Here is a 12,719-nt window from a genome sequence, read left to right as displayed (position 1 = left end):
GCCCGCGAGGGGCATCCCTCACCGCACGATCGGACTCTCGGCGGCGATCACCTCGCTCGACATCGGCAACTCGCCCAGGATGCGAGGCGCACCGTCGACCCATTCGACCCGCACGCCCTGTGCCTCGAGCGCCTCGATGTCGATCTCGATGTCGAGGAGCGGAAGGCGGAGATCGCCGAACCGTCGCTCGACGACCTCGCTCACTCGATCGGCCGTGGTCGCGTGGATGAATCCCACGTCGTCGAGATGCATCCCGCGCGTCGAGACGACGTACTCGCCGAATCCGCGACTCATCTCCCAGTCGTCCTGGATGGCGATGTGATGGATGTGATTGCCCAACGCTCCTCCTTAATGAAACGCAACCGTTGCATTAAACGGTAGGCTACTCCTATGACAGGAAAGCGCGGACGCCCCTCGGCCGCCGAGAGGCTCGAACGTCACGAGCGGATCGTCGAGCTCGTCGTCTCGCTCCTCGCGTCCGAGGGGTACGACGCCGTGACCTTCGACCGCATCGCCGCCGACGCGCACGTCGCCAAGCGCACTCTCTACAGCGAGTACGGTGACCGGCTCGGACTGATGCGCGCCGCGGTGCGCCGACAGCACGCCTATGCCGATGCGGCATGGCGATCCGTAGGCGGGGTGCGCGAAGCATCCGTCGCCGTGGTGAGCCACCTCCTGGCCGACGATGCGATCGCCGTTCATCGCGCGCTGATCGGGGCGGCAGGAGCCGATGCGACGCTCGCCGCGGAGTTCTACGACGAGGGGCCGGGTCGGGCGCAGCGATTCCTCGGCGAGTATCTGCCGGTGGATGCCGTCGTCCCCGCCGACCTCCTCTTCTCCGCGCTGCTCGGCGAACCGCACCGCCGGCGCCTGCTCGGGCTCGATGCGGCTCCGTCGGCCGCGACGGTCACCGCGCACGTCGACCGCACGCTCGCCGTACTCGGCCTGTGACGACGGGCGCTCGGGGCGTCCCTCCATCACACCCCGCGAATGCGACCCGCGATCACCCGCCGACGCGGCCGATCGACCCGCCGAAGTACACCTCGACGGCGCGCACGCGGCCGTCGCGCACCTCGAGCGACTCGACGTTGCGCCACAGTATGCCGTCAACGGCATACTCGTAGCGGTGCAGCACGAGACCGTCGATCGGGATGATCTGGAGGGTCTGCGCCGGTGAGCTGAAGTGACCCGCGGTCGGGAAGCAGCGCTCCAGCCAGGTCGCCTTGTCGATGTGGTCGTCCTGCGGGCTGGTGAACACGAAGTCGTCGGCCATGATCCGCTCGGCCGCCGCGCGATCCTGCTCGCGGAATGCCCGCATGAACTCCTGAACGACCCCGACGACGCTGCTCGACATGTCGCGAGCGTAAGCCGCGACGGATGCCGTCGCAAGCGGATGCCCCTCCCCGGCCGCGTCACGAGGTCGGCTAGAATATCGCTGCCTCTCCACTCCTCGGGCGGAGTCGAGGTGATGGGGGATGTACGCCCGGTATCCGTTCGGCTTTACCCGAAGCCACGAAGGAGAACCCCGGTGGGGAACACTCGCGTTCGCGCGCGCCTTTCGCGCACCCTTTCGATCCTTACCCTGGCGGCTGCGCTCGCCGCAGGACCGGTCCTCGTCGCGCCCGCCGAACCCGCCGCCGCGGCATCCGGGTTCTCGCAGGTCGGCGCCGATCGAGCCCTGACGGGCGAGACACCGTCGCCGCACACGGAGGTGAGCGACAGCACCGGGCTGACACCCGCAAACCTCGCCATCGCCGGCCTGAGCGGCGCCCTGCTGCTCGCCGTCATCGGCGGGCTGGTTCTCGACGTGCGTCGCCGCCGCCCGTCGCGGCGGAATCGGATGCCGGGGGTGTGAGCGCATCGATAGAGTGTGCGCGGAGATGACCGCGTCAGCGATGAGGGGATTGACGGACTGACGGTTTCGACGCGCACGATCCGTGGTGCACGGGGGCGGGTGCTCGCAGCCCTCGGCGGGGTGTTCGCGCTCGCCCTGGCGGTGGGCGCGACGGCGGTGCCGGCGCAGGCGGCGGAGGCTCCGCTCGCGGTCACGCCGGGGGCCTGCGTGCCCGCCGACGTCTAGGTGAACAGCGGCGAAGACCCGCTCACCCTGCAGCGCTACGGGGCGGATGCCGCGACCGGTGCTCTCGCGCTCGAGTCGAGCGTCGCGCTCGACCGCTCGTTCGGCGACATCGCCTGGAACGCCGATGAGACCGTGCTCTACGGGGTGGACTGGACCGACCCGCAGCACCTCTTTACGATCGATGCCGCCACGGGCGTCTCGACGGATGCCGGCGAGATCCTGTTCGACGACGGCAGCGCCCCCTTCGAGGACAACTGGCTCAACTCGCTCTCCGCGACCGCCGACGGCCGGCTCCTCGCCGCCGGGTACCTGTACACGAGCATCTGGTTCCTCGATCCGGAGACCGCGCGGCTGACCGATGCACCGGTGAGCTTCCCGATGCTGGCCGACGGCGAGACGTACCTCGCCTCGGGCGGCGACTTCCTCACCCTCGACTCCGGGCTGATCCTCGGTCTCGCCCACGACGGCGCCGACCGCGGGTTCCTCATGCTGTTCGACTTCGCCGCCGGTACCAGCACGGTCGTCGGCCAGGTGCCGCTGTCGTTCGGTGCGGCGCTCTCGGGCGGACGCGTGTACCTCGCGGCATCGACCGGCGAGATCCTCGTGCTCGACGGCATCCCGACCACGGCATCCGAAGCGCCGCTGGCGACGTCCGTCGTCGCGACCACCGGTCTCCCCCTGTACGGAGCGACCTCGCGCCAGGACTCGGGGGCGTGCCCCGTCGCGGCGCTGACGTTCGTGAAGGACCTCGCCGGCAACGATGATGCCGACGGCTCGGGAACGGTGACCGTCGGCGACACGCTGACGGCGACCAACACGGGCGAAACCGCTCTCACCACCGTCACGGTCGACGACCCGCTCACGGGGCAGAGCACCTCGTGCGAGCGGGTGGAGGTCGGGGCGGCCTGCGTCCTCGCGGCGACGCACCGGGTGACGGACGCCGACCTCGTCGCCGGCCAGGTCCTGAACACGGGGCGGGCGAGCTCGGCCGAGACGGATGCCGTCGAGGATGCCGTCACCACGCCGGTCGTGGCCGCACCGGCCCCGCAACCCAGCACCGGCGGCGGCGGTGCTGCTGCGGCTCCCGCTCTCGCCGAGTCCGGCGGCGCCACCGGACTGCCCGCCATCATCGCGGCGATGGGTCTGCTTCTCTGGGGGGCGGTTCTCGTGATCCGTGAACTTCACCCCCGGTTCACCCACCGCGCTCCGTAATCGGAGCCCTTCTTCTCCGTCTCTCCAGTGCAGGGGTCCTCGGACCCGTGCGTGAACGCCCGGTTCCCGAGACCGCGGCGTTCGACGAGTACCGGAATCGGTACCGACGCAGGGGTGCGTCCCCCCAATTGACGCGCCTCACGATGTTCTGGAGTAGTAATCGATGTCTGAGCACATCGCGCGCCGATCGCGCGCGCGCACATTCACCCACTGGCTGGCGGGCATCCTCGTCGCCCTGATGGCCGTCGCCGGCCTCACCACCCCGGCGTTAGCCGCGGGGGGCGCGGTCACCGTCTTCCCCGTCGAGTCCGGAAGCGGACACAACGGCATGCCCGTGCTGACGGAGGGCGGAACCTACGCCTTCCAGCTCGGCTACGGCAGCATGGACGACGGCGCCGTCGTCGCGATCGGCCTGCCGTTGGGGATCACGATCCCCGATGCGGCTCTCGCCGTTCCCGACGGCAATACCGCCGTTCGCTCCCTCGCGGTCAACGCCGCCGGCGAGCTCGTCGTGACGTTCAACGATCCGTTCCCGGCCGATGTGAACCAGGGCGTTCTCGATCTCTCGTTCACCGTCGACGAGGTGCAGCGGTCCGAGGTCCGCGACCTGGTCTGGAACGTCGACGGCACCCCCACGACCCAGAAGGTGATCATCACCGAACCCGGCGAGTCGCCGCAGTCGACGGGCACATCGTCGAACAAGTCGGTCGGCGGCGTGAACATTCCGCACACGGTCGTCGACGGTCGCGTCGTGATCGACCCGAGCGCGCTCGACATCGCCCTGCCGTACACGGTCACCGTGTCGAGCAGGGAGGCGCGCGACATCACGGTGACCGACACTCTCGGCGCCCACCTCGCCTTCGTCGAGGGGTCGCTCGCCGGCACCAAGGTCGTACGCGATGCGAACGACCTGAACCCGGTCGCCACCGACCTCACCGATCTGCCCGCGATCTCGGGCACGAGCTTCGCCCACACCTTCCGTGCCGAGGCGAACTCGATCTACACCTTCACCTATCGGGCGACCATCGCCGACGCCGAGGCCCTGCAGGCCGTGCGCGCCGACCTGCAGCGCGCGTACGACGCCGTCGACAAGATCAACGGCGGTTCCTACTCCGTCACCGTCACCAACCAGGTCGACGTGAACGGCACGAAGCACAGCGCCGGCACCGCCATCCGCGGTTCGGTCAAGGGCCAGGACCGGCCGGGAACGGGCGCCGCCTTCGGCAAGACCGTCGACCCGACCGCCGTACAGCTGCAGAAGCAGCTCGCCGCCGGCGCGACCCTCGAGACGGCGATCGACGCGACCTACACGCTGCGCGCCGACCTGCGCGTCTTCGCCGACTTCGCCGACGGCCCGTTCGCGCTGACGCGCAACGTCGTCATCCGTGACACACTGCCGGCTCAGACGTCGTGGAAGACGGATGCCGCCGGCTTCCTCACCGCGATCGATCAGGACGGCACCGCCGTCGCACTCCGCCCCGCCACGGGCATCACGAGCGACGTCGAGAAGACGATCGCCGCCGACGAGTACCGGGGCACCTACGTCGTCGACGGCAAGAACCTCTTCGTGAACATCGGCAAGGACGTCACCAGGGAGTACCGCCTCGCGGCCGCCGCCACGATCACCGCTCTGCCGCAGCAGGCGAGCAGCGACAACCACTACGCGACCCAGTACCGCGTGTCGAACGATGCGTACTTCGTGTACGACGACGGTAAGTACGAGTCGAAGTCGGCCTCGACGACGATCACCGTTCCGAAGGACACCTCGGGCGGCGTCGACGACCCGGGCCGGTTCTCGAAGACCGCCCCGGGCGGAACCGTCTCGGTCACCGGCGGCACGTCGACGACGATCCCGTACACGTTCCGCATCGGTGAGAACGTCGGAGACGCCGCGACCTCGCGCATCGTCGACGAGGTCGATCACTCGATCTTCGACGTGACCGCGGCGACGCTCCCCGCGATCAAGGAGTCGATCACCGGCGCCTACGACTACAACTACCCGCTCGACGCCGACACGTTCGACGTGACGATCGCCGAGGACGGCACGCTGGTCATCGCCCCGAACGACGCGTTCCCCAAGGACGCCGCGTGGGGAGCCGCTGCCGCGCCGTTCACCAAGAGCTGGACGATCACGGTCGACCTGCCCACGCAGGTGCTGCAGGGGAAGCAGACCATCGAGGTCGACAACTCGGCACGCTACGAGGGGGAGGGTCAGGAGATCGTCTACACCTCGACCTCGCGCACGACGGCGACCAGCTTCGGCAACGAGATGGAGGTGCGCAAGCGCGTCTACGACGCCGCGAACGACGCCTTCACCGGAAGCCTGCGGGTCGAGACGGATGCCGAGGGCGCCCTGACGCAGACCGACTTCATCTACCGCGTCGAGCTCATGCCGCACGGCACATTCACCCACATGGTCGAGGACGTCGTCGACGTGCTGCCCGCGGGCGTGGAGTTCCTGGGATGGGTCGCACCGGGTGACGTGACCTCGGGCACGACGACCGGCGGTGCCACCTACACGGTGCCGGGCACGAACATCACGGCTGCGTACGACGCGTCGACCGACACGGTCACGCTCGAGCGCGGACGCCTCGTGAGCGGTGAGACGCTGGCCCTGTTCTTCAAGGTGCGCGTCGTCGACTACCAGGCGAACGTCGGCATCACCAACATGATCGGCGCCGTCGGCGCCACGATCACGCCGACGAACGACTACCCGCTGAACCTGCTCAAGCGCGACAGCACGGATGCCGCGAAGCTGATCACCGACGCGGGCGCCCGCTTCTCGGTGCTGGCCGACGACCAGCAGACGGTCGTGCTGAGCGACCTGCGCGTGGTCGACGGCAAGATCGTCACGGCCGAGGGCACGACGCCGACCGTGAAGAGCGCCGGAACGTTCTGGCTGCGCGAGGACGTCGCGCCCGCCGGGTACCAGCTGGCGACCGAGCTCACCCGCATCGCCGTCGCGGCGAACGGGGTCTCGGACGACGTGGTGCTCTACAACACCCCGGGCACGACGCCCGAGCCCGAGAAGACGTACGCGATCGGCGACGTCACGTGGATCGACGCGAACAAGGACGGCCGACAGGACGACGACGAGCAGGTTCTGCCCGGCGTGACCGTCGAGCTCATCCAGGACGGCGAGGTCATTGCGACCACGACGACCGACGAGCGCGGCCGCTACCTGTTCGACGAACTGCCGGCCGGGGAGTATCGCGTGAAGTTCACCCTGACCGCGGACCAGAAGAAGACGTACGTCTTCACGCAGGCGGATGCCGGGGCGGACGACACCGTGGACTCGGATGCGGACACCACGACCGGCATGACGCAGACGATCGTGCTCGGGCCGGACAACGTCCACCTCTCGCGCGATTACGAATGGAACGACGTGCGGGCCACCGAGGGCGTCGACCCGACCTGGGATGCCGGCGTGATCGTGCGCGAAGCGCCGACCGAACCGACGCCGGGCACCCCGGGTGCAGGCGCCGAGGAGCCGGGAGAGGGCCCGGTCGACCCGGCGCGGCCGGGCACCCCGGGCGTCAACGCGCTCGCCACGACGGGCGGCGACCTGCCGCTCGCGCTCGCCGGAATCGCGCTGCTGCTGATCTCGGGAGGTGCCGTCACGTTCGCCGTACGCCGACGCCGCGCGGTCTGACCCGCGGAAACATCGAGTCCGGCGCGGGACACCACGAGAGACGTGGTGCCCCGCGCCGGGGTGGGTGAAGCGAGGGTGAAGTTTCGCCTTCGCGGCGGTTGGGCAACCCTTCAGACGACAGCATGCAGATGAGGCTCTGCCCTCGCGACCTCTGCGTCGCCCTGCGGTTTCTGAAGGGGAGTTCAATGACCGGTCCATCTCGCGCGCCCTCGCGCCTGCGCACCGCAGCCGTCGCCATGCTGGCGACGCTCGCCACCGTCACGATGATGCTGGTGGCCGCGCCCGCGGCGTACGCGGCGGGACCCGCCGTGCTCTCGATCGAGATCACGCCGGTGAATCCCACCACCGGCGAGGCGGTGACGGCGACCGGGTACGGACAGCAGAACAACCGCCTCGGATACCGCATCGCGTACTCCTGCTCGGTCGCCGAGTGCACCGACACCGTGGTCACGCTGCCCGCGGTCGCCCTCGACCCGACCTACGGCACCTTCCGGATCCACACGTACGAGACGTGGACCCCGCCCGCCGGTGGGGGTGCGACCATCACCAATAGCCCGACGGCAGGCGTGACCGTGCGCCTCGGCAACGTCGCGGCGGGCACCTCGTCGACGTTCCTCGTGCAGTATGTGCGTGCCATCGACACCAGTGCGCCCGGTATCGCACCGCCGGCATACTTCCCCGACGGCTACCAGATCAACACCTCGGCGACGATCACGTCGCCGAACGCGGTGGCTCCGGCGACGGCGACAGCTGCACCCGTGACGTGGCAGATCGCACTTCCCGCCCCCTCGGTCGTGAAATCGGGCCCTGCGACGGTGCGCCCCGACACCGACATGACGTACTCCGTCGCGATGTCGGACGGATGCATCACCAACCGCAGCGGCAACCGCTGGACGGCGGCCGGTAATTTCCTGTGCGCCGAGAGCTACACCGTCGTCGACCGGCTTCCCGCCCAGGCGCAGTTCGTGAGCGCCGGCGACGGTGGCATCTACGACGCGGCGAACCACACCGTGACCTGGACCAAGGCCGGTGCGACGGCGGCCGGTGGATTCGGCGTCGCCTCATTCGGCGGGTGGACGCAAGGATACGGCTACAACCCGCGCACGGTGACGGTGCGCTATCCCGCTAGCGCGTTCCCCGAAGCTGCCGGGGGAGCCGATTTCGTCGCTCCTGTCACCAACAACGTCGACGCCAGCGTCACGTATCTCGATGACGCGTCGACCGTGAAGACCGCGACGACATCATTCGAACACAATGTCGTCCGCGTAGCGCCTTTCGGTCGCGCCGACAGCACCAAGTCTCCGACGGCCGATCAGGTCGCCTCGGGCCAGCGATTCATAAATGTGCCGCCGGACACGACCGGGCTCGTCTGCCCTGCGTCCGGTCGGGACGACTGGAACCGCCTGTGCACCCCGGGCCAGGCGCTCGCACCGTTCGCCACCCGCACCGACCAGCTCTGGACGGTCGACACCTACAACCGCGGAAACGTACCCGGTGTGGCAACGGTCGTCGAGGACGATCTCGACGCCTCGACTCTCCGGGTCTACCGGATCGACACGAACACCGCGGCCACCATCGCGTACACACTGAGCAACGGCACCACGGGGACGGCGACCGGTACCAGCTACGCGGCTCCAGCAGGTCAACGCATCGTCGCGGCGACCGTGAAGTCAGGACAGCTCGCTGGCCCCAACCTGCTCCCCTCCGGCACCGCCGGCACCCTGTTCCGCGTCACGTATCGCTTCGAGGTTCCCGTCGGCGCGCCGCTGGGCACATGGCCGAACACCGCCGCAACGACGATGACATACGAGGGAAATCCCGAGATCGCGCCGATTCAGAATCAGGCGAGCGGTACCGCGACGTTCCGTGACTGGCCGAAGGTCGCCGCCGCGGCACCCGCTTTCAGCGCGGGATTCGTCGGCACACCGGTGGTCGAGGGCGGCGGACAGGTCGTTCCCGGGGGCAAGGTGACCTACCGCGTCAACGGTGCCACTGCCAATATTCCGGCCGACCGCACGGTTTCGCCGCAGTACGTCTTCATCGCACCGACCGGGTGGACCATCACTCCGAACTCGGCGAGCTTCGCCGCGGGAACCGTGCCGCCGGGAGTGAGCTTCACCTCCAAGAACGTGACGATCGCGGGCGTGACGCGTCAGGCGGTCATCGCCTCGTGGCCGACCGGGGCGACGTTCGGCGCCAACGCGACCTGGCCGACGATGAGCGTCTCGGCGAGCCCGACCTCGGCGGTCGCCGCCGGAACGAGCAGTGTCGCGAACGTCTGGACAGGAGACTCGCGCAACGCGTTCGCTCCGGACACCACCACATGGGGCGGAAAGGTCGTCGACACGACGGACGTCGACGGAGACGGCAACGTCACGGAGGCGTTCGCCTCGAACTCCATCAGCGTCTCGGTGAGCGGCGTGGCACGTCTCGACGTCGTGAAGGAGATCTGCGTCGTGACCGACGACGACTGCGTGTGGGTGTCGAACCCCGACGTGGTGGTCGGCGTCGATCCCGACGCGAGCGACATCACCTACCGCGTCACGCTCGTGAACTCGGGAAACACCGTGCTCTCGGACATCGTCGGCTACGACATCCTGCCGCATGTCGGCGACGGCCGCGGCAGCACGTTCGCCGAAACGCTGAACACCGTCACCTTCCGATCCTTCAACATGGCGCTGAGCTACTCGGCGTCGCAGAATCCGTGCCGCACCGAGGTGCTCCCCACGAACCCCGGATGCACCACCGGGTGGACGGCCGGCGCGTTCGGTGCCTCCGCGATCCGCGCGCAAGTGAGCGGCAATCTCGCACCGGGAGAATCGTCGTCGTTCGAGTTCACGGCCAACGTCGTGCCGGGCGCCCCCGCCGATGCGATCGCCTGCAATTCGGTCGCCATCGACAGCGCCAGCACCCTGCCGACCGAACCGCGCCCGGTGTGCGCGACCACGCAGGAGGCCGACCTCGCGGTCTCGGTGCCCGATCGCCTGCCGCTGCAGGCCGGACGCCCCGGCACGGTTCCCTTCGTGGTGACGAACCTCGGCGGGTCGGAGGCTGCGCCGGCGACCGTCGAGATCGCCGTTCCTGCCGGCATCCGCATCACCAGCCTGACCCCCGAGGGGTGGGTCTGCGATGCCGATGATGTCGCCGCCGACGGCTCGGTGCTCGGACCCGTGACGTTGACGTGCGATCCGGTGACGGCGGAGGGCGCATCGCGCATGCTGGCGCTCGACGAACCGAACGCGCTCGACCTGCCCGCCGTCATTCCCGATGACCAGCTGGTCGGTGACGACACGTGCTTCGGGGCCGAGGTCTCCGGCCTGATGTCCGACCCCGTCGACGCGAACAACACCACCGAGGCGTGCTTCGTCGTCGCGCAGGGAGACGCCCTCGTCGGCATCACCAAGACCGACGGCATCGACACCGTCGCGATGGGCGAGGAGTTCACGTACACGCTCGACGTCGCCAACCTGCTCACGGGCGAGGCGATCGCGGATGCGGTCGTGACCGACACCCTGCCCGACACCCTCGCGTTCGTCTCGGCCAGCGCGGGTGGCGTGGTGACCGATCAGGGCGAGGCGGATGCCGACGGCCTGCGCCCGGGAGGAACGGTGACCTGGAGCATCGCGTCCCTGGCGCCGTCGGGCCGGCTCGGCGACGGCGATGCCGCGACGGGGGCGGCGGGCTCGACCCAGCAGGTCACCGTCACGGTGCGCGTCGTGCAGGCCGCGGAGACGCAGGACGAGATCGTCAACGGCGTCCGGGTCGAGGCGGGCGATCCGGCTCTCCCGGGTGTCATCCTGGCTGCCGACGACTCCGACACCGACGACCTGATCCGATCGGCCGCGCTGACGCTCGTGAAGTCGGCATCGCCGACCATCGTCGACGGCGTCGGGGACGAGGTCGCCTACTCCTTCGAGGTCACCAACTCCGGTGACGTCACCGTCACCGACGTGCAGATCGACGAGACCGCCTTCTCGGGAACGGGTGCGGCTCCGGTCGTCACGTGTCCGGCGGAGGCGGGCGAGCTCGCCCCGGGCGACGTCGTCACCTGCTCCGCTGCGTACGAGGTCACGCAGGCCGACCTCGATGCCGGAGCGATCACCAACACGGCCATCGCCTCGGCGTCGGCTCCCGCCGGCGTCGACGGCCCCGAGTCCGAGCCGTCGAGCGCGACCGTCGACGTGACCGCGGCGCCCGCTCTCTCCCTGGTGAAGTCGGTGGCATCCGATCCGATCCAGGCGGCGGGTGACGAGGTGTCGTACGTCTTCACCGTCACGAACGACGGCAACGTCACACTCGAGGGCATCGAGATCGAGGAGACGGCGTTCACCGGATCGGGTGAGGACGTCGTCGCGAACTGCGCCGACGGCTCCCTCGCGCCGGGCGACTCCGTCGACTGCACCGCGACGTACGCGGTGACCCAGGCCGACGTGAACACCGGACGCATCGACAACACGGCGGTGGCCCACGCCACCACCCCGGCGGATGACGTCGTGTCGAGCGACCCGTCGTCGGCCCCCGTGATCATCGACGCGGCTCCGGGCCTCATGATCGTCAAGTCCGCGACCCCGACCGACCTCGCGGTCGACGAAGAGGTCACGTACTCGTTCGTCGTCACCAACACCGGCAACGTCACGCTCCAGAGCGTCGCGGTCGTCGAGGGCGAGTTCACCGGATCGGGCGACCTCTCGGCCGTCGACTGCGGCGATGCCTCGCGCACCCTCGATCCCGACGACCAGTTGATCTGCGAGGCGACGTACGTCATCACGCAGGACGACGTGGATGCCGGTTCGCTGTCGAACACTGCGACCGCGACGGGCACCGGTCCGGGCGGGCCGATCGCGTCCGACCCCTCGCGCGAGGATCTCTCGTTCGAGCGCGTGCCCGGCCTGGCGATCCTCAAGACGGCCGACGTCGAGGGCATCGAGGAGGCGGGGCAGGAGATCGAGTACCGCTTCCGGGTGACGAACACCGGCAACGTGACGGTCTCGGGCATCGAGGTCGAGGAGGGGGCGTTCTCCGGAACGGGCGAGCTCTCCGAGATCGGCTGCGAGACCGGGAGCCTCCTGCCCGGTCAGTACGTGGACTGCGTCGCTGCGTACGAGGTCACGCAGGACGACGTGGATGCCGGCGGCATCACCAACACGGCGTCCGCGACGGCGAGCGTGCTCGGCGATGCGACGGTCGACGCCGATCCGTCGACCAGTGAACTGCCGTTCATCGGCGTGCTCTCCCTCTCTCTCGAGAAGGTCGGTACCCCGATCGACACCGACGGTGACGACAGGATGACGGTGAACGACCGCATCCGCTGGACCTTCACCGTCACGAATCCGAGCGCGGCGACGCTCTCGGGTCTCGAGGTGTCGGACCCGATGGCGGGTGCGGTCGAGTGCGAGGCCGACGTGCTCGCTCCCGGAGAGACGGTGGCGTGCGCGGCGGTCGAGGAGTATCAGGTCACGGCCGCGCAGGCCGCGGCAGGGGAGGTCGTCAACGTGGCGACGGCCAGCGCGACGGGTGTGGGTGACGCCCGGGCGGATGCCGAAGCGACGGCCAGCGTGACGATCGTCGAGGTCGCTCCCGCTGCTCCCTCGCCGGCGGGTCCGTCGGGCCCGCTGGCCACGACCGGCGGCGACCCCCGGGCGTGGACTCTCCTCGCCCTTCTGGTGATGCTCGCCGGCGCGGGACTGGTCGTGGTCTCGCGGCGGCAAGGGGCGCGGCGGGGTTAGCGTCGCGCCCGCGTACGGAGCGGCGGCCGACGACCCGAAGGTCGGTCGC

Annotated in this window: 8 protein-coding genes; 6 read left to right on the top strand and 2 right to left on the bottom strand. The window is 69.5% G+C overall.

Annotated features, from left to right (window positions below):
• Positions 1–18: 18 nt before the first annotated feature.
• The gene (locus WFJ97_RS09905) at positions 19–339 is read right to left on the bottom strand and encodes a DUF952 domain-containing protein (protein WP_247633369.1); all 321 of its coding nucleotides are present in this window, start codon (positions 337–339) and stop codon (positions 19–21) included.
• A 51-nt stretch (positions 340–390) separates the two neighbouring features.
• Between WFJ97_RS09905 and WFJ97_RS09900 the strand changes: the two genes are divergently transcribed.
• Positions 391–951 (top strand): TetR/AcrR family transcriptional regulator, encoded by a 561-nt coding sequence (locus tag WFJ97_RS09900; RefSeq protein ID WP_336641365.1) that lies wholly within the window; start codon positions 391–393, stop codon positions 949–951.
• A gap of 52 nt (positions 952–1,003) precedes the next feature.
• On the opposite strand, the gene WFJ97_RS09895 is transcribed toward WFJ97_RS09900, so the two are convergent.
• A complete protein-coding gene (locus WFJ97_RS09895; RefSeq protein WP_336641364.1) occupies positions 1,004–1,354 on the bottom strand; it encodes a nuclear transport factor 2 family protein in 351 nt (116 codons plus the stop codon).
• 174 nt (positions 1,355–1,528) lie between these two features.
• On the opposite strand from WFJ97_RS09895, the gene WFJ97_RS09890 reads away from it, so the two are divergent.
• The 5 genes from WFJ97_RS09890 (at position 1,529) to WFJ97_RS09870 (ending at position 12,670) form a co-directional block, all read left to right on the top strand.
• Positions 1,529–1,855, top strand: coding sequence for a hypothetical protein (locus WFJ97_RS09890; protein WP_336641363.1), 327 nt, complete (start codon positions 1,529–1,531; stop codon positions 1,853–1,855).
• A gap of 99 nt (positions 1,856–1,954) precedes the next feature.
• Positions 1,955–2,080: a hypothetical protein gene (locus tag WFJ97_RS09885; RefSeq protein ID WP_336641362.1), complete on the top strand. Its 126-nt coding sequence runs from the start codon at positions 1,955–1,957 to the stop codon at positions 2,078–2,080.
• Positions 2,081–3,292: a DUF7507 domain-containing protein gene (locus WFJ97_RS09880; RefSeq protein WP_336641361.1), complete on the top strand. Its 1,212-nt coding sequence runs from the start codon at positions 2,081–2,083 to the stop codon at positions 3,290–3,292. It begins immediately after the preceding gene.
• A 163-nt stretch (positions 3,293–3,455) separates the two neighbouring features.
• On the top strand, positions 3,456–6,944 hold the full coding sequence (locus WFJ97_RS09875) for an SdrD B-like domain-containing protein (RefSeq protein ID WP_336641360.1): 3,489 nt from the start codon (positions 3,456–3,458) through the stop codon (positions 6,942–6,944).
• Positions 6,945–7,129: 185 nt separating this feature from the next.
• Entirely contained in the window at positions 7,130–12,670 is a 5,541-nt protein-coding gene (locus WFJ97_RS09870; protein WP_336641359.1) for a DUF7507 domain-containing protein, read from the top strand.
• Positions 12,671–12,719 lie beyond the last annotated feature (49 nt).

It is taken from the genome of Microbacterium sp. USHLN272 (genome assembly GCF_037149655.1).
GTDB classification, from domain to species: Bacteria; Actinomycetota; Actinomycetes; order Actinomycetales; family Microbacteriaceae; genus Microbacterium; species Microbacterium galbinum.
The sequence above is the reverse complement of the archived record's forward strand: the minus strand, read 5'-3'. Positions and strand labels throughout refer to the sequence as shown.